This is a genomic window from Paenibacillus sp. FSL H7-0357 (assembly GCF_000758525.1).
In the GTDB taxonomy this organism is placed as follows: domain Bacteria; phylum Bacillota; class Bacilli; order Paenibacillales; family Paenibacillaceae; genus Paenibacillus_AQ.
The window spans coordinates 2,438,191-2,462,842 of sequence record NZ_CP009241.1 but is presented as its reverse complement, the minus strand read 5'-3'; the positions used below and the strand labels follow the sequence as shown (position 1 = coordinate 2,462,842).

Below are 24,652 nucleotides of genomic sequence, written 5' to 3'. Positions count from 1 at the left end.
TTCATTTTATCATCTTCATTATGAGTTCTGTGAAATTATCAGACCTCTCAATTAACCAAGATTACCCACGTATATATCCCCTAAACTCTCACCATCTTGAGTTTTTGTGACATGAAAATTATATTTTTCTTGGAGTAAGGTCTTCTTGTTTGTAATTCCACCAATTCCATTGTTCATAATAAATGGTTTTGACCCAATACTCCGGGCCTTCATGAAAAACAATATCATCTTCAGATGTAAAATCTTTTCCTCCCCAGTACGAATTAATTCTTTGAAAAGCCTCATCTTCAGTTATATTAGCAATATCTATCATGAGTAGAACAATGTCAAGACAGTATACCTCCGTTTTAAGACACGTCTGAAACTCCAATTGATTCTTAATCATCATAATTCTGTGTCCTCCTTTCTATTTACCATAATATCTTGAGCCTATATAACCTCGTACTATTTTAGATGCTAACTGCTGATTATGGACGCTCATTTGATATCCCCAAAATTTGTAATTTTCTTTAGAGGTGTTTATATGAATTGGTCTCCCCCTCAACTGTATCCTAGTTTATAAAGCGGAGCTTTGAATAAAGAAGGTGGCAACTGAGAGAGCACTCCCAGTTACCACCCATTCTATCATCCCACCTTAAAAATTCGTATATTCGGCATTGCTTAAGCTTACCTTTTTTCCATCTTAAATCAGCCGATTCAAATAAATCTATTCCCAATGCAATTGAGTTATTAAATCCCTCCATTTAAGCATCTGCACATTAGATTGATCTTTTTCTGATGTTTCGTCAATTACTTCTTTATAGATACAATAATCCGGCTCTCCTTTTTGATTATTCACTACTCTAAAATCGTACCAATTCTTCTCATAGGTATTATTTAATACAGCAGATTGTTTTGTAGTTAAATTTAAAAAAACAATTTCAGTAACATCAGGAATCCGATCTTCAGAAATAAAAACCACATACGAGTCGTCTGCGGATAAAAAGCGATGAAAATAATATGGGTTTATCTTGAAACAAAAATGATCATCAAATGTTACTCTATTTAATCTCCATACTTCTCCACTAAGATAGTCATTTTCAAGCAATAATCCATCGTTATCTTCATCAACAATTTTGACATAATATAAATAGTTTTCTGTTAGGTAAACATCATTAATATCAAATTCTCCATATTGGATAATTTCCTTTTTCATATCATTTTTACGATTGACCAGCCAAATCGATTTGGTCCTAATTTTGTTTTCATTCCTATCAATTACATTTCCATTGAAATCAACTTTTCTAATACTAGTCTTTGAAATAAATATTTCATCATTAGAAAACGCAAGGAAATTAATTTCTTCTTCCACTAAAGTGGAAAGTAGTATTCTGCTAGAGCTGAGATTAGATATGTTCATATTTCCACCTCCTAAGGGTTAATAAATTTGCGGGCAGTGTAGGCAATAGTAGAGGAAATAAAGAAAGTAGCAGTCTTACTCCTCGTATCCTCCCCCAACAACAGACAAACTCGTTTCAATATTCTCTGTATTATCCTTTTGAGTGCGGAGAATTGCTATTAAGGGGTATATTATTCAATCCAATCGACACTGGGTGGGGCTTTAGAAAGAAAAAAAATCACATGCAGTATGTGAGTCCCATGTGGTTTGTAGTATATTTGTTTATTTTCACCAGATTATTGACAAACACTATAAAATTTATTTTACAAATAATTCACTCCAGTCTTTTTGAGGTTCCTGTTGCAATATCTACCTCAAATTTTTCTTCTGGTATACCTAGATCTTCGGTAGTATTTAGAATATAACGGTCTGGTTCATTCGTCGGCTCAAGGTACCCCCAATGAGTTCCATAACTTTTCTTTGTATAAACTACAATGGTCCTTGTACTAATTTCGACATCAATATCCTTTACTTCATCTGATAAAGCATTCCTTACATGTAACCTTGCGTGGCTATTCTTTTGAAACATATTAATTAGGTCTAATCTATATTCGTATTTTTGATCGGTAGTAATTTTTAAATCATCACTTTTAATTCCCTCCGTTAACCACCCCTCAATATTGGTGTTCTGAAATAAACTAATAGAAAGATAAAAAAGTATAACAATACCAGAAACAAGAAATGCATTAGCAATTAAACTAGATGGATTCCATCCTTTAATTAACAATACAATAAATACCAAAACTATTACTAAAGCGGGACCTCCAATAATGACTAATTTTACTGTGCCCACTAAGTCTAATTTCCTTTGGAAATTTGCCGTTGTGCCCAATATCGACCATATAAGAGCTGATAAACCTAGAAAAGCAGATATAATACATAAAATTTTAACCAAATATTCATATAATCACCATTCACCCCACGTTTCCTTTCAATTTCAAAATAGGTTCAATATATTCTTCCCAGGTTTTAATACTCCCGCCTAATCTCTGAATCGCATCGTAATTATTATATACATGAATTCGTTGTCAACTAATCTTATAGGTTCATCTGGATGTAATAAATGATATTGATAAACCTCTGAGTACATTCTTTTATTACGCGGTTCTTTTGTGGTACAAGTCACACTATTAGGTTCAACTTTTGCTACGCTCTCAAAGAACTCTAATGCTTTATCACGATCTCCCATCGCCAAATTCACTCTTCCAAGATTTATCAGCGGTTTCTCCCAATTAGGATTATTCAGAACTAAGTCTTGCAATATACTTTGAGCTTTGGTTAGTTTGCCTAATTTCAAATAACAACATGCTATATAATTTATACAGTCTTTAGAATATCTAATGGTTAGAGCCTTCTCAAAAAACTCCAGGGCAGTTTGATACCCTCCTCTTTCATAATTATTTTCTGCATCCTCAAATAACTCATCATAATTGTTCATTGGATACCTCACTTTTATTAAATAATTAATTGAGCTATTCATCGACTTATATCATGGAATAGGAATAATATAGACCATACTTGTAGGCCTAATTTAGCTCTTGAATCAAAAGAAGAAGGGGCCTGCTCTTCATTCCATAAAGAAGAGAATTGCTTTTCAATTCCTTTCATTGCAAAAGCGATAAAATCTCGGCTGCCTCTTCGTTGACTAATTCTTGTTTTTCACGTTCAGTAGGGTTTAAAGCTAACCTTTTAAGGTCAGCCTCCATTTCCGACAATACAGATTCCGGTAAATTTTTAACCAACTTCACTAGTATTGAATATTTCCAACAGTCATCATCAGAAGCGAAAATTTTCCTTAGATGAGGAATTAATTCATTGCCTAAGGGTAGCAGCAACTTCCCAATTTCTTTTGTAGTAGGCCAATTTGCATCTTCAGTCCACTCTAATAATTCAGGTATAATAGATCTAATTAAATTGATATCCAATGTTTTCAATTTATTAATTGAATCGATATCCATTTTATCTTTCGGGATTAATCTTTTGATATCCATCTTTATCCCCCTACTTATGATCATATTGAAAGGTGATTGCTTTCAAAACTAAAGTTAGATAATAAGGATTAGTATCAGCATTCTCTCTTGATTCGATCCATAACTTATGTTCGTATGTATTAACAGCTCTGATATTCACATGACCTGATACAGGATCATCTATTTCAGCACTCAAGACTCCTGTGGCATTAACCGCTTCGATTGATGTAAACCAACCTTTAGGTTCATCTGGCGCAAGAAATGTGGATAATCCCTTTGTATCTTTAAGTCGAGGTGTATGATTTGTATTTGTCATTGAGGCACTATGATTTATTGTCTGCTGTCACCACATTATGCCTGTCATGGATACAAGGCAGTTTTGAGAAGTCCCTGAAAGTTCAAGTACTCTTTCTTTCCTCCAATTCTCAGGATGTCAATTGTTATTCCCATGAAATGAAATATAGCACTATTCTTCCTCTAGATAAGGTGATTGAAAAGGTTCAATAAAAAGACCAGAATTAACTATAAATTTTAAAGAATCCTTACATTTTAATGCACTGTCAATATACATGTAATAATCAAACCCAAAGTGAACAAACATACAACTAGCCTGGAGTTTGCACCAAAGCTTTTCTCTTAGCACTAATTTACATAACAACACCAATTCATTCCCAGAAATAGAATCACCATTCTTAATATTACTATAGATTTTTTTCATTTCATCAGAATAAAGAGTATGGAATCTGTCGTTTAAAAATCCAAAATCATGTTTCTCAAGATTTGTCACTTGAAGTGAGTTTATTTTCATCTCATTCATAATTGAAATTAAAGCCATTATATATAACGATTCGGTTTGTAAATAATGTTCAATTAAAAACACTTCATTTGAGTATGATTTTCCAACATCACTTATAGAAGTCCATTCTTCTTTTGTATAATCCCCATTAATACGGTTACTTGGGCTATATTTGGTAATTCTCCAATAATACATATTAGTCTCCAATCTTGGTTAAAAGTGCATCAAAAGTACCTGACCGAGTATCTTTACTGTTTTATTCTTTTACTGATTTCGCCATTTTCCATGTTCCACCATTTAGCTATTATATCTGTCTGTTTATTTGTCATTGGCAATGTCTTACCTTTTTTTGAGTTGCTAAAGGTTTGTTGCTCCTAGGACTATTCATACCTATAACCATTTACAACTGCGTCTTTAATAGCTTGATCTTCACCATATATATCCATTAGTTGTCTTTTAGCCGACGAAGCTTGATCATTTGAGCTTTTTGAAGATGTAACCATATTGAAAAGTTGTAACCATTCGTTTCTTAGTTTTTTACTGAAATAGTGCATCGGTTTTCGTTCGCCAAGATCACTTCTAATATCTCAATAAACCTGAGATTTTTCTCCATACTTCCTAGCAATCGAACGCATTGCATCAACATGACTTTCAGTATATTGTCCTGTAGGGTCAATATGAGTTATATGATTATTTTCCACAAACGTATAAAGATTCTGACTCAGCGGATTATCAATCTGCCCTTCAATCGTATCCTCATTTATAAACCGCCCGATACTCGGATCATAATCCTCCATCGTTACGGGAATTGTAATAAGTGTAACTCTTAACCGTTCCACACTATTGTAAGCCTATCATCTTATCCACCGCCATACCCAGTATGCCTTACTAGGTTGATTACATATCGCCATACTCGGAATGTCAAATGTTTTTTTCATAAAAAAACCACATGGAGCTAGTGAGTCCATGTGGCATGTAATTTTCCCCTTATGATTTAATTATTTCTCCATCTGCAACTTTTCCTAATTCATAAAGTACAAATTTGCTTCCTACGACAAGCAAATTTCCGGGTGCTTTTTCAGGAAACAAAAATTTTATACTACAAAGTGTTTCATAGTTATCATAGTTTGAAATAATATTCAGTACAACACTCCAATCCTGTCCTTCCTCATCAGCATGGAAGTGTGCAGCTGTTGAATATTTCGTCAAAGGAAACCTCTTTTTCCCACCTTGTTCTGTCGGAACCCAGTTAATTCTAGCTATAACCTTATTATCCATGTCATTTCACCACTGTTACCTTCCCAAAACCAGCGTTTAGAGCTTCTAGCTCAAAATAATATGCAGGACCAATATTGTCAAGCTTGCTGGAGTAATATGCTCCATTTAACATACTTTCATTAACAGATACAGATATAATTCGTGAATTACCAGGCATATTCGCCCACTCCTTTGCATCGTTGAGTGTTGTGGCAAACCATTTCCCCTCCATATTGAATCCAGCGTCAAAAACTTTTGATTTAGCAATAGCAGCCAATTCGGCATCACTCATTGATCTGAACAAATTGACCATTTTGGACCCCGCATTTACTGCTTGTGCTGCTATAACTGTCCCTGTTGAAAATGTTGTTCCCATTGTTAATATATCCGAAGTGGCTAGTGCTGTGGGCGCTATAACAGGTCCGTAGAATATTCCAGCAGCTAGAGCAGGAACAGCAAGGGCTTGTGTAAGATAGTCCTCATGAGATCCTCCGTTGTGTGTAAGAATGGATGTAGTTTGCCAGTTGAATAGTTAGTTATTGCAATAACTTCAGCACCGTTTGCTACTCTTATTGCAATGGCTTTATCGTGTGCAGCTTGCATAGCAGCAGTATTACCTGCTGCCTTAGCTTTATTAAAATCAGCCGTATACGTATCAATCAATTTTTGGTCTGCCTTGCTCCAATAATTATCCTCAGCAATACGATGTCCTGTTGGGTCGGTATAAATCAACGGATTATTCGAAACATACGTATAAAGATTCTGACTCAGCGGATTATCAATCTGCCCTTCAACCGTATCCTCATTTATAAACCACCCGATACTCGGATCATAATACCGTGCATGCAGATAGTAAAGGCCCGTTTCTGCATCGTAAATATCACCAGCACTACTAAATTTCGTTTTAATTCACCCTACTCGATGTTCCTGCTGTGATGTCGATTTTGAACTCCTCTTCAGGGATGCCAAGATCTTTTGTCGTGTACAGAATATAATAAGATGCTTTATCCATTGCCTCAAGCTCCACCCAATGATTAACCTTACTAACCCCAAGTCCTATAATCTTGCGTGTCTGAATATCGATTGGAATGTACATTTCCTCTCCCGATCCAATATCCTTTAGGTAGAGCCGTGCATGACTGTTTCTTTGAAATAAATTAATTAAGTCAATTCGATATTCATACTTTTCATCTGCTGTAATCTTTATAGAGTCACTTTTTATCTTTTCATTCGCCCAACCATGGGTACTGACACTTTGAAATAGGGCAACAGAGAGTACCGTTGATAACACTACCACAAGACAGATTCCAACGTAATCTACTCGGCTCGTTGGAGTCCATCTTTTTATAAGTAATACGATAAATAATACAGCGAACAATAAAACTGGAATACCTCCACCCCATAAATAAGTAGTTCCTATAATATCCATACCTCGTTGAAAATACGCTGTTGAACCTAGAAGAAACCAAACAAATGACGAGGCACTAAATATTATAGAGAGTATCAGTAAAATTCGTAACCAGACTTTCATATTCCCCCGCCTTTGGGTTGTACATATCAGCTATGCATTGCCGAATGAGCTTGGATTTAATTTCCTTTCTTCTCCGCATCCGTGTAGTAGGAAAAAGAATCAACCATTTTCCTTTGTTTCGAGTTAATATTCCCTCACAGGAGTTACGATAGTAATCAAAGTTTCCACTTCATTGAGCTATTAAGCTTCGGAGTAATTGGATGTAGCTGTTTGAGGATTTTACCAACATCTTTTCATAATCATGGAATTGCGTATTTTTCCACTCTTGAAAATCACTTTCGTTATTAACACCTTGTTGTCTTAAATAATATTCAATGCCCATGATAGATAAATTACAAAAAGAGATGTAATCGTTAAAACTCAGTTCGCTATTCTCTATTGAACTAAACCTCTTTTGTGCTTTATCAACAGCCTGATTAAGAATCCCCTTCCAAAGGTTTTTACTAAAGAGCCCTCTTTCAAAGAAATGTTGTAATATCTCATAATTAAGAACTTCATAATTAGCAGTGACATTAAATAAGGTCTTCTCAAAATCCAACAAGTCATTATTAGCAAAACCATTAAATAAATAATCAAAATGACCATATGAATCATCTATTGAAAACCACTCAACTATCTTTTCTGCGATAACAGGAATCAATTCATTAATGTGTCCTAATAAGAATGAACCTACAATTTCATGTTCATCATCATGATTTTCATACAATTTTTGAAATAAGTTTAGTAAAACCTTATAAGAACCTGGCTCGTGTTTTAACGCATTCTGTTGAAGTGATTCTATAACATTGTTAATTCCCATTTCACACCCCTCACCAGTTTTCCCTACGATAGATTTGAGTATAGTAGTGTATGTAAACACTATCACATTTATCCGTATTGAATTCATCCACACTCACACCGAGTCTAGTAGTAGCTCATTCACCTTTTTGTTACCCAATATCAGGATGGTTAGAGAAGTAATCAACCGTAGAAAAAAACCACATGGAGCATAAGACTCACATGTGGTTATATAGAGAATTATTCCTCATATAATGTAACACTTAATCCAAGCTCACCCATAATTTCATTGCCTACTTCTACAATTATGTTTTTCTCCGGAAAAATCTCTTTAGCTCTTCTGCTCCAATAATATACAATTATTTCTCCGAACTGTTCTAATATTTTGCTGTTATCCAGTCCTTCTGTGACATTCCCGATAAAGAAGTCAGCGAAACTCCAACTATTAACCCATTGTTGTATGTCTCTCTTATTATTATTAAATTGCATTTCTAGGCGTTTTACTTTTTCAATGGCGGCATCACCCTCTTCAATGAAAAAATCAGCAATAAATATATACCCATCGATTTCAATTAGGTCAGGGCATAAAACATAAGAAACAGCAAGAAAGTCTTCTAGCGAACAACTATTAGCAGAGTGGTTGAAAAGACTGATTCCATTGCGAGTCTGAAACTCTTCAAAAATCTTATTATTAACAATGCTCTCGTGAATTGTAACTCTATTCATATCCTCACCATCCGAATAAGTCTTTAATAAAATCAGGAATAGAACCATCAAATTTATATGGTTGGTAGTGTTGACCACACTGTTATTCGATAACTGAGTGACAGTTCGGATAGAGTCCACTTTTAAGACCGGCATTCCCGTATTGACAACATCAAAGTTTGGGGAACTTGTATTATAGTAGTTGTACTCTACTACCTTCAAGGACACTCCCTACCGCAATCACCGTTCGTTCCACAGCTCTATTCATTTCGCTGTGTTCATTAATCGTCGTCCCGGCAGCGTTGATCTGCTGCTCATCCATGGAATCCCGGAGCCGCGCTGGCCATTCCCGGTTAGACCACACATCTGCAGCTCCGAGTGCAGTCCAGCTCCGTACCGCTGTCAGTGACAACGGATAAGCCTCACTAATCACCACCATCTTCACAGCTAAACTCAGGGCGAACAGTAGGAATTCCTGGGCCAAATCTTCAACCACCAGGATTATTTTGGGCTTAATAATAGATGATACTTCTTGTGCTTCCTCGCACGTTCCGCACTCATGAAATCTGAAACGCGGATCACTAAGTTCAGGTTTGATGCCTAAAAGTACAATATGCAATGATGCCCTACCTCCCCATCTAATTTTCTTACAATATGATCCTGCACTCTTTAGGCACGTAAATCGTTCGAAGAACGTGCTAAAAAAGTATGTATTTCTTCAAAGCCTCTATAAAGCACACGACTCAATCCTGGAATGTCTCATGAACAACAAATGAGCTGCGCAAATGCAGCTCTTCTGAATTTATTATAATTTTGTTAGGTGTTACTCTTATTTCTAAGCATTAATACAGCGTAGATAAAACACACAGGACATCTGCTCGTTTGGCATCACGACGTTCTAAGTAGTTCCGAACTTTATGCGGTTGCAGTTCCTGTGCAGGCTTTATCTGCTCGATAGTTTTTCTCATTTCTGTCCCGCTTGAGCAAACTCAAGAAGGTTATAATGCTGTGAATAGTATTGCGTTGTAGTATATTCGTTTCCTTCATCGTCAATGTTGTAACATCATTTTCTTCATTTCATCTGTTCTAGTTAAGTAAACCATCAAGATTTCCGACTTTTCAGATGGAAGCAACTCCTTCTGGAACAAAGTTTTATCGTCGATCCCAAATAACTCGGACAATTGCTCCAGACGTGGCTCAGGTATCTTACGTCTTTCTTTGATCCAGTCTTGAAATGTTTGTTTAGAAACTCCGATTGCTTCTGCTACCGATTTGTACTCCATGTGAAACGTGTCTGCTATAAATTGTAATCCTATCATTTCATTCACCGCCATACCTAGTATGGCTCAAAAGTTTGACTGTATAATGCCTTACTAAGAATGTCAAATGTATTTTCACAAGAAAAAACCACATGGATTATATCATCACATGTGGCTTTTCTTTATTTTTAATTATTTACACCAATAGAATAATAAGTAACATCGTCCAACCGTTCCTTATTCCCTTTTAATATAGCATCATCGAAGCTCAGAACTACGTTGTTGGGTTCATTAGCTTTTTTGTCTATAAATATTTGTAAGTTAGTAGGGCGTTCTGTTTGATATGGGATCATCTCTTCATAAACTATTTTGTTATCTAACACAAAAATAAGTCCGCTCATTAAATCAGTTGAACCTTCATATTTAACACCTAAAGCATTACTAATTTCCTTACTTGAACTTCCCACCTGAAAAACAACCACCTTATCCCATTTAAATGTAGTAATTTCGTTAAGTGAAATATCACAAATCTCACCCAAATTGCATTTGTCGTCTATGATGCGCATAATTTGATCACTTAAAGATTTCTCCTTTTGACAGCTTGATATTATTAACGTTAAGAAAGCAAGAAATAATATCCCAATCCCAATTTTTTTTATAGAATAATTATGCATAAACTCCACATCTCTCCTTGTAAGAACAAATTCAATCCTCATCACAAACTTTATTGATCTGCAGCAAATCCATCGTTATCGAGCTGTGTTATCCTTTTTTTTGCCGCTTCATATTCTAGATCTGACAGTTTCTGCAAATCAACTGAGAGTCTTCTGTGTCTGCGGAGTGCCCCCAATAGTCACGCAAAGGGATGCATTGATGAGCTGATTGTGCTCGTCATACTGGTAATTCGACACAGTCCTATTCCGGTCGCTCTTACTCGAAAACAGTCCTAGGCTGTTGTACAGCATGCTTTCATTCTGCGAGGAAGCGTCGGTCCGACAAGCTGACTCGGTTCATTATAGGTTTTACATATTAAATCTTGAAAAGAAGATGACTACAATAATTTCAGGTTGATACGGAATTATCAGAACGAAAAAACCACATGGCTCTTCTTATTCCATGTGATTAAGATTATAACTTTTGTCATCTTAGAATATATTATTTTTTTTCAAATACCCATTGATTTCTCGAAAACTCTTCTTCAACCATGTTATTGTATTTTTCCTCCGTTAGAACTTTAACTCCCTTTTCGAGGAAATTATTCAATCTGTTATTAAGTAGTTCCTGAAAATCTCCTTGTCTATTTTCTGTAACTATTAACTCAATTGACCCTCTGGTGCCTCAATTACACTAAGCTTGAATTTACAGGAATCCATCTCTTTATTTTTTTGTCAAAACAACACAATTTATAACAAAATTCATGTCTATTTTTTTGCTTCATTTTGATCTTTTTTTTCACTCTACTCATAATAGTAAAATATGGCAATACCGACTTCCGACTTATAGACTAATCTCCACAAGTGAAAAAAAGCACCTGAACCTACCATAATGGCGCATTCAAGTGCTCTAAGGTTTACGAAGTTGCTTGCGCGCTTGTCCTTCACGACCGTCCGCTGCTTAGCGATTATGAGAATTGCCCCGCGAATGGTCAAGAGCTCTTATCCCGTCAGGCTGTTCGATTGTCCTAATGTTTAGGATTGTTTTACGATTCTTCTGTATCCCCCCTGCACAGTATTTCTCGACACTCTTGCCTTCAACAAAATTGCATTTGAGCTCTTTCCTGATGCACCAGAGGGATATTGATTTCAGAAAATATTTTCAGAGATTAACATAATTCTAGAAAATCCCTAAAAAATATTGATTCAATAGTTACTTGCGAACCAAAGATATCAGTGTTTTTTTCTAAACCACAAATTACATATGACAGCTCTCCATAGGAGAGTCGCATATAGCCCAGGGGATTGTAGATACTATTAACGATATCTTCAAACTCTGCTTGAACTCTAGTATATGGCTGGGTATCAAATCCATCTAGAATTGGGCTAACCGCATTTTTATCCAAATTCTTTGTCTCATATTCATGTTGCAAGTAATAAAGAGGGACAAGCTTAGAAACCATCAGTCGGCATTTATAGCTAATCTCAAAGTCGTCTTCTTTAATATCTCCAAAATCTAGCAACCATTCAGTAGCTGGCCAAACTTCTCCTACATTTATTTGAGTATAATCAAATCCATTTTTCTTAATGAACTCAAGCACTTTGTTCGGAATTAAACCTACACTTCTGCATTTATTTAAATATTCCTGAATATTTTTTTTCTCCACTAAATACTTATCTATATACTCTTTAATCATATTATTCATTAAAACCCTCCTTAATTGGTTCTTATATTATGTTTACCAGATTTGTCAGCTGGCTTAGTCGATTTTAGATCAAAATTAACTTCACCTTGATGTATACCACGACTATTAGTAACCTCAAATCTACCGTGTTGTGTGTCAACAGAATATAGGCTCCCTGTTGCAGGATCAATGTAAACATCTCTACCATTTAATTTGGATAACCTTGAGTCCTTTTTAAAACCATAATTTGTTGCCATGGTAGCCGCAGTTGCCCGGACACTAGCCACTCTTTCGCTTGGTGACAGGTTAACAATACTTTTCTCAAATGATCCAACATCAAAAATTAATGCCCCTAAATTTAATATCCGCTGCTGAAAATCAAAGGGTAAAATATCAAATTGTTCTTGTGTTATTACATTAATTTTAGGTTGTTGTATTATCGTTTGCCTTCCTTGAAATCATGGCTGTTGAAGTACAATAACGCTTTGCTACTGGCCAGGCTGCTGAATAACTGTAACACCCTGATCATAAGTGTCAAAAATGTTAATACCTGCTTTATCCATAGCAACTCCTTTTGTAATTCCAGCCCCAATTGTTGCAACTACAGCTCCACCGATCAATATTACTACACTAATGGATTCAGCTACACACGCGTCCCAGATACAATTACCTGTGGGATCAATATAAAGTAAAGGATTATTATGAGTATAAGTATACAAGTTCAAACTCAGCGGATTATCAATCTGCCCTTCATACGTATCCTCATTTAAAAACCGCCCGATACTCGGATCATAATACCGTGCACGCAGATAGTAAAGTCCCTTTTCCATTTCTGCGTCGTAAATCTCACCAGCATATTTAAAGGAGTTTTGTATTCCTTCCGTCTGGACTATTCTTTCTCCTGCTACGAGAGGACTTAAGAGTGTCCCCACTCCTCCACTCATACCTGAAACCGCACCAACAACTGCATCGTTTATTGATATTTTTCAACACATTACATGTACGTACAGGCATATATAGAGGAATTCATACGGAAGTGATGAGCGCTAAGTTCTTTCAAGGTGAGCCGCCCGATTCATTCAGTACTGGGTGGGGATAAAAGAAAGACCTTGAGGATTGCCGCCCTCAAGGTCTTTGAAGTAACATTAGGTCATTTAAAATTAATAGTCGTTGATTTTGATTTATATCCTTCTAGTTGACTATTCTTCCATAACTCCTCTACGCCGGAACCTCCAATGTTTATACCGAAAAATTGAGGGTCTAGAAATAACTCCTGTTTATTAGTGCTACTAGTTAAAGATAAACCAAGTGCATCGCAAATAATTTCTTCAAATGTTATTTGTATATTAAACATTTCCATTTGACTAACTTTGTTATCAATCAAACTATTATCAAAAATAATGTCACTAATATTTGATTTTGTTGGTATAGCATTTTCAACCTCTACCCTAACTTTGAATGTTGGAGTTATTGAACAGAAAGTTTGGAGTACTGCTCAATCGCTTCAATTTTTATGAGGTTAACACCAAATTCTAGAAACAAGTAACTTCTATAAGGTACAAACTCCGCAAGTTCACTTTCTGTTTCCGGGGGTAGAACTACACCGGTTACATAAAAGCTACTCAAAAAATTATTCTGGACTATACTTTTTATTTCTTCCAAATACATTGTTGCGTTCTCCTCCTTCTATTATTGAAAAATAAATTTTTTATCCAATCCTTCTCCCGACTCCAAAGGTGTGTGCCATTCACCATTTTGTTTTGTGGTCAAAGTCAAACCATTCCCACGGTAAACCTTGTATACCTCCCCATTTGGTAGTAACGTGGCATTCCCAATGAATTTAACTTTACCATCATTAATTAAACTCCCAAGATCACTTAAAAATCTTGTAGTTGTCTCGTCATCATAGTTCTTGTATTTGGTGCCAAGGGAGTTTTCAAGGAGTTTTTTATGATCAAGATAATGACTTTTGAAATTCTTACCTGAGGTAAGAGAATAGTACAATTATGCACCCAAATCCCAAGATTGGATACAAAGTAAGAATGATAATCAGCAACCATGAAATTGTAAACAGTTGCTTGTCGCGGCGCTATTTCAATTTTATCAATTGCTAGTTTAGTACCATCACTTGAAACAAGCAAATCTCCAACCTTTAGGTTTTGTACCCGTAAAGATTTCCTGCAAGTTCCATCCTTGCTCCTGACAATAAGAGCGGACTTCATCCTGTTGATACTTCAAGTTTGCCGCCCCTACTATGAATTGTCGTGCTATCCATCCAAGAAGTTGCGACTTCTGACCTTCTCACCCTTTCTATCGAGATAGGGTATTCTACAGTTGCAGACATATCGAAAAAAACGTGAGAAAGCGAAGATAACAAAATATAGGTCAATCATGGTGGTATCTGACCATAATGAACCTGTTCAATGTATCGCCAAAGCGTTATTTAGGTGATAAAATTCAAGCATTTCTGTGCGTATAAACAAAATAGCGAAATTTTCATACGAGCATTACATGGGTTAGATCTGTTATTGGTTGAATGATGAGTACATTCGGCACTGGCCCCCCCTCTGCCTCGGAATAAAGAAAAACGGTTATCCATTATGGATAACCGTCAATATCTTATGAGTCTATGCTGACTAGATTCTACCTAATGCTCTATCAGCTTCTATTTGAAGTTGTATCGTTTTAGTTCCCATGTATTTCTGTGCAGTCCCTAGAATCGATCTGTCATTTCCGAGTATTTCCAACACCGTAACTGAAAAAACGTTTTTTAATTGAGTATCTTCGCAATTAGATACTTCTTCAAAATAATTAAAAATACTTTCTAATAGATTGAGGTTTCTTTCCCCACTTAATAGTTTAATTATTTCAGGCATGAAGATGTCCTCAATTATGACAGTTTCTAGCACCTCACCTTGAAACGCGATTGATTTTCTATACGCATCATCAGTTGACGGTAAGAAGTCTAACATTTTTCTCAAGAATTCTTCCGTTTTTTTATTCATAACCACCAACTCCTCTATTTAAACAGTCTTATTGCTTTCTCTAAATCATCTGTTAAAGCATCAACTATATCTAAATCATTAAGACCAAGTTTCCCGAATTTCGCTAGATCATTTAACTGTTTTAACCGTTGCTGTGCTTTTAGTAGATGCGTTGAAGTACCATCGTAAAACTCTTGTGTTAGTATAGCAGCAGTTCCGCCATCTCCAACCTTTCCTCCTGGTCTATAAAGTTCATTTACTATACTTCTTAAATCTCCATTTTGAACAGCAGATAACAATTTTTCTCTAGTAGAACCAGTAAATTCGGACATTTTGCCTAAAAGATTAGTAACACTATTTACACTACAATTTGTATTATGCACCCAAATCCCTAGGTCACTGACGAAATACGTATGGAACTCATCAACCGTCATGTTGTAAACCGTGACGTGCTTGTGCAACAGTTCGATGCTATCTATCTTGAGTGTATTCCCATCGCTCTGTACAAGCAAGTCTCCAACCTTGAGGTCTTTGACGAATGTCCACCCTTTGCCTTCCACATAGAATGGGTGGTTACAGGTCGATTCAATCACTTGGTCGCCCACATGGATTTGATAAATCTCATCAGTCTCGTGGTTGAACGTAGCCGTAACCTCTTTATAAGCTACCTCGCCAGTCTCTTCATCATTGGAAAGAACCTTATCTCCGACTTCAATGTCTTCGATATTCTTCTCCCCTTCGTTAGTTAGAAACTTGATTCAGGAAAGAAAGAAGGTGGCAACTGTTTTTCAGCTACCACCATTGTATCATTAGCTTGCCGCCCATTCAGGTAAAGCGATAAGACGGTATTCGGTTTTGTTCTTTATCATGCTGTAAAGGATGTTTACCAGCTTTCGCATGATGCAGATGATAGCTTGCTTCTTCTTTTTGCCTTCGTTAAGCCGCTTTTCATAATAACCATGGAATACAGGATTGAGCGGCTTCTTGGACATTCTAGCGGTCTGAACTTGTCTGACTGCTAATCCCCATAGAGTCTTGTTCAACGCTCTGTTTCCTTGCCGTTAATTTCGGTTTTTCCCCCTGCCGCCGCTACTCATTTGGCTTGGTGTAAGCCTTGTGTACTTAGCTAGCTTGTCAGCACTGGTAAATCGGGTAATGTCTCCGACTTCCGCCACGATTACCGAAGCGGTAACATTATCAATGCCCGTAAATGTGTTCAGCTTGAAGTCTAGCTTCTGTATGATGTCCCGTATATGATTCTACACATCGTGTTGTCCTTGTTGAAAAAGAAGACCCTGGAATGTTATCCAGGGCCAAATGAATTCTAGGACTTCTTATCCCATACAAAAGGATTACTCTTTATATAATCATATTCTTTAAGCACACTAACCATATCCTCATTGAAAACGATCCACCTCAATATATTGTGGCTATTTTCAAAGATATTTCTAAATACATTGTCATATTCAATAACTGATTCTACTCCCATTGTTGCAAGTAAGAGATTCTTTGATATTTTTTCAGAAAGCACGATTTTTGAAATGGAGTCATAAAAACTTTGATTATAACTATAAATAATTTCATTATCTAAACTTTTCATCAATTTTGTGTCTATAGATATCCTTATGTCAAAAATACCATTTTCAAGTTTGTCAATCATAATTCCAAAATAGTACGTTGCAACTATCAACCCACTTATTAAAACAATATCACCAGAATCAACTAAATCCTCAAGTGATTTAGCGCTTAGTTTTAAGGTGTGTTCTTTTAAATTTTCGAATTCCCAATTCTTTATAGTTTCAACTTTTTGAATTATGACTGATAACCCTAAAACATTCAAAGATTCAATTATATGTTCAATGTCTATAAAATCTATAGAAAATAAAACAATATTTATGTTTGCGCTCAATCTTTATCATCCCCCATTAGATATTGCTGTTTTAACTATTGTAGAGTCCGCCCCTGGGTACAAACTAACAAAATCTCCGTTTTCCTTTACTCTCAGCAAATCTTTTCCCTTAATATAATAATATTCTCCATTTTTGGCATCATGAACAACTCGATCAGCATTCCTGTAAATAGTTTCAGCTAGCCCCTTGTATTGTTGATGACTTAGGCCAGGATAATCTTTAATGTGCTCGCCATACTTCCAACCAAGTTGTTGGTTTCCATAATTAACCTTATCAAAAAGTGGACAAGGTCCTGTATTATGCACCCAAATTCCAAGACCACTAACAAAGTACGTATGGAACTCATCAACCGTCATGTTGTAAACCGTGACGTGCTTATGTTCCAGTTCAATGCTGTCTATCTTGAGTGTATTCCCATCGCTCTGAAGAAGCAACTCACCGACTTTGAGGTCCTTGACGAACGTCCATCCTTTGTCCTTCACATAGAACGGATGATTATAGGTCGATTCAATCGTCTGACCACCCACATGGATTTTGTAAATCTCATCCGTTTCATGGTTGAATGTCGCTGTAACCTCTTTATAGGCTACTTCGTCAGTATTCTCATCCTTGGAAAGAACCTTATCTCCGACTTCAATGTCTTCGATATTCTTCTCTCCTTCGTCTGTTTGAACCTTCGTTCCAGCGGTGAAGCAATTACAACTCAACTTCTTGGAAGCATTCAATGCATCTCCAGTTAGCTCGAACTCTTTTTTTATTAATTTACCCTCTTTGTTAAGTAATTGTAACATTATTTTGCTGCCTTTTATGATTTTTCCTACCGGAACTAAATCTGCCAAGGCTAAACTTTTAGCAATCATTGATGAATCGGAATCTTGGAGAGTCTTGATATTACTCAAAATCAAAAAATCGGCAATGTCTGCTACGGGTCCACTCCAGTTCCACGGATCGTCGGTTAGATATGCATTTCCAGCAAAGCCGCTCCACCCGGGTCCCATTTGTGCATCATGTCCCGTCGGATCAATATAAATCAACGGATTATTACTCACATACGTATAAAGATTCTGACTCAGCGGATTATCAATCTGCCCTTCAACCGTATCCTCATTTAAAAACCGCCCGATACTCGGATCATAATACCGTGCACGCAGATAGTAAAGTCCCGTTTCTTCGTCGTAAATCTCACCAGCATATTTAAAGGAGTTTTGTATCCCTTCCGTCTGGCTGGTGATATTCCCCCATTCGTCATAGCTGTAGGTGTTAACTGGTGTTCCGCTGGTATTGACGATTTGCACCACATCGCCATGACCGTTGTACAAATAGTAGTAATCCTTCCCTGCTGTCTTGTCCTTTTTCACCAATACCCGGTCTCCACGGACAAAGGAGGATTTTTGTATTACAGTGTTGCCGCTTAATTTCTCCTCTGCGATAACTTGGCCACTAAAATCATAGTTAACCTGAGTATGGGTCGTTCCAGTGCTCTTCAAATACCGAAGGCCGTCCGCATAGTAGGTGAAGATGGTCGTATTCCCATTTTTGGTTAATCCGGTCAAGGTATTTTGCAAATCATAGGTGTAGCTTGTATCGCTCAGATCCAGACTGGTGCTGACGCTCTCGCTTGAGGTTAGACGATTGCCACGCACATCATACGTGTACTGCGTACTTTGACCATTCGGCCGTTTGATTGACAGTAGACGATTTAAAGCATCGTATCCGTAGCTTGTCGTTTTTGCTGCTCCATTATTGAGGACTTCAGTTACCGCTGTAATATTCCCATTATTATCATAGCTGTAGTTGTATCCCGAAAGCACGGAGCTACCCTTTGTATTCTTCATGCTCTCTACCCAACCGAGTGCTTTGTTGTACGTGTACTCTGTTTTTAAGATACTTCCATCCGTCAACGGCGGGTACGTAATTGTCTTGACTCGGCCATTTGCATAGTAGCTATACTGTACATTGTCGGATGCAGCTTTGCTTAGGGACGCGCTGCCATTGGTTTGGACGTTGATCAGCCGCTGACTGTCAAACTGGTAGTTTACATAAAACCCAAGATTGTAATCATTTATTTGTGTCATTCGGCCCAGTACATCCAACTCGTTTAAGATGTACGACGCGTGGCCACCCGCACCCGTAGAAGAATATCCAACGGAGTAGTCGTTGCGTACTTGGTTCATGCTATCCAGGTAACGTTTCTGCGTTGCCCTTACGGTTCCATTAACATAACTATTGATCGTGCGGTACTTTGGCGATCCATCTCCATAGATAACATCGATTTTTTGCATCGTGGACGTATTATTGATTACTCCACTAACGGAACTGCTCTTTAATTGACCTCTCTCGTCGTAGTTGTAACTGAACACACTGCCCATACGGTCCGTTTTACCGGTCTGTTGACCCAGATTATTATAGGACACACTTTCGCTTTGGGCGGCGGCGTCCTGCTTCGTCGTCATCAGTCCGATTTCGTTGTAACTCTTCGTGTTTAAGGTTTGTTCCGACTCACCCTTGCCCTGAACGGTCACCTTAGATATTTGTCCATTTCCGTCATAGCTGTACCGTGTGGTCTGATTCAGCGCATCCTTAACACCAGTTAACTGATTTAATGCGTTGTAACTGTAAAGGGTTGTCACGCCAGCCTCATTGAGATGGTTCATCGGGTCGGTATATCCCGTAAGATTGCCGATAATATCGTAACTGAAGCGTTCAGTGATGGGCTGCGACTGATTCGGCCAATCTCTAAACGTCCGCTTCGAAATCACCCGGCCCCACGCATCATACGACTCCTCGATGTAATTCATCGTTTCGGAGGTGCCCGCCGCAGTCAGGTAGCTTACCGCTTTCCGCTGCTTCAAATTATAATTTGTCACAAAGACATTACGATAGGAATCCGTTAAACTTTTTTGCTGGCCCCAAGCATCATAACCCACCGTTATTTCATTGGAAAGCGCATCTTTTTGATAGATGGGTCTGCCCATATCGTCATAGTGATACTGGGTGAACACCCACTTTCCAGCGTTATCATCAAAGTGTTCCTCTAAAAGGGCCAAACCCATTCCGTTATAAAGTACATTGGCATAGGTTTTAACCACGCTGTTATTCGATAACTGAGTGACAGTTCGGATAGAGTCCACTTTTAAGACCGGCATTCCCGTATTGACAGCATCAAACTGTGCGGAACTTGTGTTGTAGTAGTTGTACTCTACGACCTCGCTGTACACTTCCCCGTTGGCGTTGGTGCGATTTGGATAGGTCTCTTTTTTCAGACGCCCTGCAGCATCATATTCATACATTGTGGTCTTGCCATTTCCGTCGCTCTGACTTTTCAGCAACCCGTAACCCATCTCATAGCTCATCGTGGTTTTCACAATCTGCTGATTGGATTTACCAATGTTGAACCACTGCTGTTGTTCGGTAGGGTAAGCACGGCGGCCTTCGGGCCCGTACTGGGTCACGCTTTTGGCCACCAGTTGGCCTTGGGCAGTCTTCTCCGCCGTTGCCTGGGAGATCCCTCCCGTACTATTAAAATAACTATAACTGTATACCGTCCTGTCTCCTAACGCATTGGTTACCGTTACCGGCCGCCCTTCAGCAGTATAGGTATAACGTTCATTTTGCGGTGCTGCATCATTTTCATTGTTATACCAGGACTGCGTTTCCAGCAAATGATACTTAGGTTCATACTGGTAGGTGGTTGTATAATGCTGTTTGATTGCCGGATTATTAAACTGATCTCCGGTCAACGGCTTCGTTTGACTCTCAACCTGCCCCCAGCTGTTATACACGGTTTCGGTGTATAAATGATTTGCGGTTGCTTCAGTGTCTTGGGGAGCATACTCCGAGAGGGTAGTCCTTGTGGGATACCGGGTAAAGACTCCATGAAACGCCGTATTGTCAGTGATCTTCCGCTCGCCTCCAGCCTCCCGGGTTTCCGTCCGAAGCACTCTGCCATCTTTATCAAATGTATGAGTGGTTTGGAGCCCATTACTGGCAGTCGTGCTAACCACAGTTGACGTCGTACTAAACCGAAAATCCGCAGGCAAAACAGCGGGATATTGATCCGGGGTATTCCCCGTATAATCACCTGTATAAGTATAGTTTATTTCCTGATACGTCTTGGATGCCGTCTTGTCCTTTCTAGATTTCGCCCGATACTCTACGACGGTGGAATTCGGGCCGGTATGACGATCGGCTTGTTCATATTCATATTCTGTAACAGAATTGGGATACGTAATTTTTTTCAGGAACGAATTAAAAAGAAATCCGTCGTAAGAACCAACATAAGAAGAAAAGCCATTTTGATACTCGAAATAGGTTTTCTCTCCGTTTTGATCGGTAATTGACGCAAGGTACGGAATATACTTTTGAAGTGGGGGTATGCCTATATTTCTTTGGATTTCCCCCAATACTCTCCCTTTCGTCAATACCACCTTCTGAACTTCTTGCGTTGCGTTCTCTTCGCTATAGACCCGAATATCTACGTTTTCCCCATCAAACACCTCGGAATCCAGGTCTTCCTCGTAATTAAATTTCACCACACGGCCAACGGTATCCGTTATCGAGAACAATCTTCTTGATCCGTCGTATTTAAATGTAATCGTATTTCCGAAGCGATCTACGATTCCAATTAACTCCCCATCATTGGAAAAGTATTCTCGTTTAAGATCTAAGTATTCAATGTAGGAACTTGATCTTTGTTGCCCATTACTGAATGCGCCATTGTTCCAGTTTTCATATACCAGTCGCTTGTCTTTGCCTTTATAATTGAGTAAATTTGTATAAAGTGAGAGTTCATCATTACTATTGTCATCACGAACTCTATACGCATTGCCTGTTCCATCGTGGTAGATGAACCCCGTATCACCAGCTCTTTGTAAGTATGGGAATTGATACGACCACCCACTGCCTAAGACCGGAAGACGATAATTGTAGCTATATTCCCAACTCTGGAAGTTGGGATCCCACCATGTACTAATAAGAAAGGGAATACTTTGGTTAGAGTTATACATAAGGCCAATATCTAAGTCCAGTCCATCCACACCAGGCAAGTGAATCAGGTTTTCTTTTCGGGTCACACTCCCTGACACTGGATCGACCATTTCACTGGAACTGTTGCGGTCATTAAACTGCGGTTTATAGGTTTGATTGATTTGAGCAAGGGCTAACTTGTTGATTACACCGGATACGGCTGCATCGAAGGTACTCATGGAGAGAGCTAATTCTGATCGATACCCTTTCCCGGTACCCTCTTCTTGTCCATATACTGAGGAGGAAACTGTTTGCTTTCCGTTAAACGAAAAATGGTTCAACATTTCAGTTGCATACACATTTTCCTGTACAGTAGGCTTACTGAATATTCCTGCTTCTTTTTCAAGCTCCTGCTGGATATCTTCCCAGGATCTTCCCTCATTCAGTTTCCATTTCCAAAGTTCCAGCGGGGTTCGCTTCTCCTGTAGCAAGCTCAGATAATTCACCCAATATACATCAACCTTGGAGGCTCCAGCCAAAACAAGCGGTTCAATTTCTGTTTGGGTTAAATCCAGGGACCTGGGTTCAGCCGAATGGGCAAGAGGCTTCTCTAAATTTCCCTTTGTTTTCCCAGGAACTAATTTCATACGCGTTTCATAGGTTTTCTCTTTTAACATTTGAATGGTTAACATGTTCGGATCGTAAACGTCTCCAGTTACGGATACAACCTCGTCTATAAGCTTTTTATTTTCAGCAAAGGCTGATTTCATCTGGATATTTCCGGGATTAAATGTAGGCTCAATTTGCTGTTCGGATATGGTATTCAATGGGGCTGGAGAAGGAGCAGGACTTTCCACCTTAGTCTCGGCCTTCACATATTCAGAGGAAGGGCTCGGATTGCTCTCAGCAGCGGCTATACGTTCATTTGTAACTGGAAAACCGCCTACTAATATAGTAAAGGATAAAGCAACGTTGAGAAATGAATTCATCTTTTTTCTATTCTTCAAATAAATACTCCCCTATCATTCATTTTTTAAAATCATGTATAGCAAAGAACGAATCTAGTGCAAGAGCGGTCCACACCCTAATTCAATTCACAAAAGCTATTACTGGTCTCCAGATTGTTCCGTCATAGGCGGCTTCGGCATTTTTATTAACTACAAAATAGATCGCATCGCCTTTACTCACCCCCACGGTCAGACCCACTTCATAACCGACTGCGTCATTATAGGCAATTGTCTTTGACCAAAGCTGCATCTTATTTTTCAATACCTTAGCAACGATCCCGTCCCCTCCGCCTGTACTACTCTTCGCTACATTTCCTGAGATTCGGATCTTACCGGACTTGGGTGCAATCCACTTTCTAACTGAATCCGTCTGATCCGGATGTTGAAAATCATTCAAAATAATCGTATAGGGGGTTAATCCCTCCCATTGATTATTTTTATATTTCAGATCTGTGTATTTCGTCCCGTCCCATTCCTGGTAATACCAATTCCCTTGCCCCTGCGTACTGCTGTACTGATCCTGAGCGGAGCTCGCCTCCATGTATGCTATTACCGGTTTCCACGTCGTACCATCATAGGAGGCTTCGGCATTTTTATTAACTACAAAATAGATTGCATCGCCTTTACTCACCCCCACGGTCAGACCCACTTCATAACCAACAGCGTCATTATAGGCAATTGTCTTTGACCAAAGCTGCATCTTATTCTTTAATACCTTGGCAACGATCCCATCCCCTCCGCCTGTACTACTTTTCGCTACATTTCCTGAAATTCGAATCATCCCTGATTTGGGTGCGATCCACTTCCTTACCGAGTCCGTCTGATCCGGATGTTGAAAATCATTCAAAATAATCGTATAGGGGGTTAATCCCTCCCACTGATTATTCTTATATTTCAGATCTGTGTATTTCGTCCCGTCCCATTCCTGGTAATACCAATTCCCTTGCCCCTGCGTACTGCTGTACTGGTCCTGAGCGGAGCTGGCCTCCATGTATGCTATTACCGGTTTCCACGTGGTACCATCATAAGAAGCTTCAGCATTTTTATTTACTACGAAATAGATCGCATCGCCTTTGCTCACCCCCACGGTCAGACCCACTTCGTAACCGGTTGAATCATTATAGGCAACTGTTTTTGACCATAGCTGTATATCATTTTTCAATACCTTAGCAACGATCCCGTCCCCGCTTGTTGTATTACTCTTTGCTACAATTCCCGAAATTTGTATCATCCCTGACTTAGGTGCAACCCACTTTCTAACTGAATCCGTCTGATCCGGATGTTGAAAATCATTCAAAATAATCGTATAGGGGGTTAATCCCTCCCATTGATTATTCTTATATTTCAGATCTGTGTATTTCGTCCCATCCCATTCCTGGTAATACCAATTCCCCTGTCCCTGCGTACTGCTGTACTGGGAAGTGGCGGAAAATATAGAACTTGTGCCGGTGTACAATCCGACGAGATTTACTTCATTAACTTTTGAAGTCAAGTTCCCCTGCAAATCATATTGAAAGCTAACTCTTCCGCTTCTTGAATCTATGTAGTTTAGTCTTCCTGCGGAATCATACGTATAATTTTGATTATTGCCCGAGTTTCCGAATACAAAGGGAGGTTCAATAAAGAAAGCTGATAATAGTAAAACTATGATGCCAAATATCCATACAGCTGACCGTTTCTTCATTAGCATTCCTCTTTCGCAAATTACTTTCAGC

Annotated in this window: 27 protein-coding genes and 3 pseudogenes; all 30 read right to left on the bottom strand. The window is 38.3% G+C overall.

Annotated elements, in window-relative coordinates; genetic code table 11:
- Positions 1-118 precede the first annotated feature (118 nt).
- Entirely contained in the window at positions 119-388 is a 270-nt protein-coding gene (locus H70357_RS10595; protein ID WP_038588867.1) for a hypothetical protein, read from the bottom strand.
- Positions 389-706: 318 nt separating this feature from the next.
- Entirely contained in the window at positions 707-1,399 is a 693-nt protein-coding gene (locus tag H70357_RS10590) for a hypothetical protein (protein ID WP_038588864.1), read from the bottom strand.
- A 313-nt stretch (positions 1,400-1,712) separates the two neighbouring features.
- Positions 1,713-2,231: a hypothetical protein gene (locus H70357_RS10585; protein ID WP_038588861.1), complete on the bottom strand. Its 519-nt coding sequence runs from the start codon at positions 2,229-2,231 to the stop codon at positions 1,713-1,715.
- Positions 2,232-2,420: 189 nt separating this feature from the next.
- Positions 2,421-2,876 carry a tetratricopeptide repeat protein gene (locus H70357_RS34275; RefSeq protein WP_052091963.1) on the bottom strand — a complete coding sequence of 152 codons (456 nt, stop codon included), beginning with the start codon at positions 2,874-2,876 and terminating at the stop codon, positions 2,421-2,423.
- A gap of 166 nt (positions 2,877-3,042) precedes the next feature.
- Entirely contained in the window at positions 3,043-3,429 is a 387-nt protein-coding gene (locus H70357_RS10575; RefSeq protein WP_038588858.1) for a DUF5071 domain-containing protein, read from the bottom strand.
- A gap of 10 nt (positions 3,430-3,439) precedes the next feature.
- Positions 3,440-3,724 (bottom strand): hypothetical protein, encoded by a 285-nt coding sequence (locus H70357_RS35090; RefSeq protein ID WP_197073678.1) that lies wholly within the window; start codon positions 3,722-3,724, stop codon positions 3,440-3,442.
- A gap of 150 nt (positions 3,725-3,874) precedes the next feature.
- Entirely contained in the window at positions 3,875-4,399 is a 525-nt protein-coding gene (locus H70357_RS10570; RefSeq protein ID WP_038588855.1) for a hypothetical protein, read from the bottom strand.
- A 392-nt stretch (positions 4,400-4,791) separates the two neighbouring features.
- Positions 4,792-5,043 carry an RHS repeat-associated core domain-containing protein gene (locus tag H70357_RS10565; protein WP_156130850.1) on the bottom strand — a complete coding sequence of 84 codons (252 nt, stop codon included), beginning with the start codon at positions 5,041-5,043 and terminating at the stop codon, positions 4,792-4,794.
- Between the two features lie 148 nt (positions 5,044-5,191).
- A complete protein-coding gene (locus H70357_RS10560; protein ID WP_038588849.1) occupies positions 5,192-5,482 on the bottom strand; it encodes a hypothetical protein in 291 nt (96 codons plus the stop codon).
- Between the two features lies 1 nt (position 5,483).
- Positions 5,484-5,837: a hypothetical protein gene (locus tag H70357_RS10555; RefSeq protein WP_038588846.1), complete on the bottom strand. Its 354-nt coding sequence runs from the start codon at positions 5,835-5,837 to the stop codon at positions 5,484-5,486.
- Between the two features lie 65 nt (positions 5,838-5,902).
- Positions 5,903-6,193 (bottom strand): hypothetical protein, encoded by a 291-nt coding sequence (locus H70357_RS37100; RefSeq protein WP_231578404.1) that lies wholly within the window; start codon positions 6,191-6,193, stop codon positions 5,903-5,905.
- A 33-nt stretch (positions 6,194-6,226) separates the two neighbouring features.
- Positions 6,227-6,310: pseudogene (locus tag H70357_RS37095) on the bottom strand (hypothetical protein); the annotation flags it as partial.
- A gap of 55 nt (positions 6,311-6,365) precedes the next feature.
- Entirely contained in the window at positions 6,366-6,992 is a 627-nt protein-coding gene (locus H70357_RS10545; RefSeq protein WP_038588840.1) for a hypothetical protein, read from the bottom strand.
- Between the two features lie 169 nt (positions 6,993-7,161).
- On the bottom strand, positions 7,162-7,791 hold the full coding sequence (locus tag H70357_RS10540) for a hypothetical protein (protein WP_038588837.1): 630 nt from the start codon (positions 7,789-7,791) through the stop codon (positions 7,162-7,164).
- A 218-nt stretch (positions 7,792-8,009) separates the two neighbouring features.
- A complete protein-coding gene (locus H70357_RS10535) occupies positions 8,010-8,696 on the bottom strand; it encodes a hypothetical protein (RefSeq protein ID WP_197073677.1) in 687 nt (228 codons plus the stop codon).
- Complete coding sequence (locus tag H70357_RS10530) at positions 8,668-9,093, bottom strand: hypothetical protein (RefSeq protein ID WP_038588834.1); 426 nt, start codon at positions 9,091-9,093, stop codon at positions 8,668-8,670. Before H70357_RS10530 ends, H70357_RS10535 begins: the two co-directional genes overlap by 29 nt.
- A gap of 430 nt (positions 9,094-9,523) precedes the next feature.
- Positions 9,524-9,757, bottom strand: coding sequence for a helix-turn-helix domain-containing protein (locus H70357_RS10525; RefSeq protein ID WP_156130849.1), 234 nt, complete (start codon positions 9,755-9,757; stop codon positions 9,524-9,526).
- 164 nt (positions 9,758-9,921) lie between these two features.
- Positions 9,922-10,407 carry a hypothetical protein gene (locus H70357_RS10520; RefSeq protein WP_038588831.1) on the bottom strand — a complete coding sequence of 162 codons (486 nt, stop codon included), beginning with the start codon at positions 10,405-10,407 and terminating at the stop codon, positions 9,922-9,924.
- Positions 10,408-11,555: 1,148 nt separating this feature from the next.
- Positions 11,556-12,092, bottom strand: coding sequence for a hypothetical protein (locus H70357_RS10510; RefSeq protein WP_038588825.1), 537 nt, complete (start codon positions 12,090-12,092; stop codon positions 11,556-11,558).
- Between the two features lie 467 nt (positions 12,093-12,559).
- Positions 12,560-13,015: an RHS repeat-associated core domain-containing protein gene (locus tag H70357_RS10505; RefSeq protein ID WP_081965762.1), complete on the bottom strand. Its 456-nt coding sequence runs from the start codon at positions 13,013-13,015 to the stop codon at positions 12,560-12,562.
- Between the two features lie 523 nt (positions 13,016-13,538).
- The gene (locus H70357_RS10500; RefSeq protein WP_038588819.1) at positions 13,539-13,739 is read right to left on the bottom strand and encodes a hypothetical protein; all 201 of its coding nucleotides are present in this window, start codon (positions 13,737-13,739) and stop codon (positions 13,539-13,541) included.
- A gap of 21 nt (positions 13,740-13,760) precedes the next feature.
- Positions 13,761-14,075, bottom strand: coding sequence for a hypothetical protein (locus H70357_RS36575; protein ID WP_038588816.1), 315 nt, complete (start codon positions 14,073-14,075; stop codon positions 13,761-13,763).
- Positions 14,076-14,101: 26 nt separating this feature from the next.
- A pseudogene (locus H70357_RS36570) lies at positions 14,102-14,293 on the bottom strand (polymorphic toxin-type HINT domain-containing protein); the annotation flags it as partial.
- Between the two features lie 414 nt (positions 14,294-14,707).
- A complete protein-coding gene (locus tag H70357_RS10490; RefSeq protein ID WP_038588813.1) occupies positions 14,708-15,076 on the bottom strand; it encodes a DUF7674 family protein in 369 nt (122 codons plus the stop codon).
- Positions 15,077-15,090: 14 nt separating this feature from the next.
- Positions 15,091-15,810 (bottom strand): annotated as a pseudogene (locus tag H70357_RS10485) (polymorphic toxin-type HINT domain-containing protein); the annotation flags it as partial.
- A 54-nt stretch (positions 15,811-15,864) separates the two neighbouring features.
- Positions 15,865-16,098 carry a hypothetical protein gene (locus H70357_RS10480; protein WP_156130848.1) on the bottom strand — a complete coding sequence of 78 codons (234 nt, stop codon included), beginning with the start codon at positions 16,096-16,098 and terminating at the stop codon, positions 15,865-15,867.
- Positions 16,099-16,116: 18 nt separating this feature from the next.
- Positions 16,117-16,275: a transposase gene (locus tag H70357_RS37090; protein WP_442950470.1), complete on the bottom strand. Its 159-nt coding sequence runs from the start codon at positions 16,273-16,275 to the stop codon at positions 16,117-16,119.
- 104 nt (positions 16,276-16,379) lie between these two features.
- On the bottom strand, positions 16,380-16,964 hold the full coding sequence (locus tag H70357_RS10475) for a hypothetical protein (RefSeq protein ID WP_038588804.1): 585 nt from the start codon (positions 16,962-16,964) through the stop codon (positions 16,380-16,382).
- A 6-nt stretch (positions 16,965-16,970) separates the two neighbouring features.
- On the bottom strand, positions 16,971-22,937 hold the full coding sequence (locus H70357_RS10470) for a polymorphic toxin-type HINT domain-containing protein (protein WP_038588801.1): 5,967 nt from the start codon (positions 22,935-22,937) through the stop codon (positions 16,971-16,973).
- 82 nt (positions 22,938-23,019) lie between these two features.
- On the bottom strand, positions 23,020-24,621 hold the full coding sequence (locus H70357_RS10465) for a hypothetical protein (RefSeq protein ID WP_038588798.1): 1,602 nt from the start codon (positions 24,619-24,621) through the stop codon (positions 23,020-23,022).
- Positions 24,622-24,652: the final 31 nt, after the last annotated feature.

What these genes read in the sequence shown, in the direction of transcription:
- H70357_RS34275 (WP_052091963.1), bottom strand. Translation starts at nt 2,876, where the DNA reads ATGAACAATTATGATGAGTTATTTGAGGATGCAGAAAATAATTATGAA.
- H70357_RS10560 (WP_038588849.1), bottom strand. Translation starts at nt 5,482, where the DNA reads ATGGATAATAAGGTTATAGCTAGAATTAACTGGGTTCCGACAGAACAA.
- H70357_RS35090 (WP_197073678.1), bottom strand. Translation starts at nt 3,724, where the DNA reads ATGACAAATACAAATCATACACCTCGACTTAAAGATACAAAGGGATTA.
- H70357_RS10525 (WP_156130849.1), bottom strand. Translation starts at nt 9,757, where the DNA reads ATGGAGTACAAATCGGTAGCAGAAGCAATCGGAGTTTCTAAACAAACA.
- H70357_RS10570 (WP_038588855.1), bottom strand. Translation starts at nt 4,399, where the DNA reads ATGTATTATTGGAGAATTACCAAATATAGCCCAAGTAACCGTATTAAT.
- H70357_RS10465 (WP_038588798.1), bottom strand. Translation starts at nt 24,621, where the DNA reads ATGAAGAAACGGTCAGCTGTATGGATATTTGGCATCATAGTTTTACTA.
- H70357_RS10540 (WP_038588837.1), bottom strand. Translation starts at nt 7,791, where the DNA reads ATGGGAATTAACAATGTTATAGAATCACTTCAACAGAATGCGTTAAAA.
- H70357_RS10500 (WP_038588819.1), bottom strand. Translation starts at nt 13,739, where the DNA reads ATGTATTTGGAAGAAATAAAAAGTATAGTCCAGAATAATTTTTTGAGT.
- H70357_RS10555 (WP_038588846.1), bottom strand. Translation starts at nt 5,837, where the DNA reads ATGGGAACAACATTTTCAACAGGGACAGTTATAGCAGCACAAGCAGTA.
- H70357_RS10505 (WP_081965762.1), bottom strand. Translation starts at nt 13,015, where the DNA reads ATGAGTGGAGGAGTGGGGACACTCTTAAGTCCTCTCGTAGCAGGAGAA.
- H70357_RS10545 (WP_038588840.1), bottom strand. Translation starts at nt 6,992, where the DNA reads ATGAAAGTCTGGTTACGAATTTTACTGATACTCTCTATAATATTTAGT.
- H70357_RS10575 (WP_038588858.1), bottom strand. Translation starts at nt 3,429, where the DNA reads ATGGATATCAAAAGATTAATCCCGAAAGATAAAATGGATATCGATTCA.
- H70357_RS10520 (WP_038588831.1), bottom strand. Translation starts at nt 10,407, where the DNA reads ATGCATAATTATTCTATAAAAAAAATTGGGATTGGGATATTATTTCTT.
- H70357_RS10590 (WP_038588864.1), bottom strand. Translation starts at nt 1,399, where the DNA reads ATGAACATATCTAATCTCAGCTCTAGCAGAATACTACTTTCCACTTTA.
- H70357_RS10595 (WP_038588867.1), bottom strand. Translation starts at nt 388, where the DNA reads ATGATGATTAAGAATCAATTGGAGTTTCAGACGTGTCTTAAAACGGAG.
- H70357_RS10490 (WP_038588813.1), bottom strand. Translation starts at nt 15,076, where the DNA reads ATGAATAAAAAAACGGAAGAATTCTTGAGAAAAATGTTAGACTTCTTA.
- H70357_RS10510 (WP_038588825.1), bottom strand. Translation starts at nt 12,092, where the DNA reads ATGAATAATATGATTAAAGAGTATATAGATAAGTATTTAGTGGAGAAA.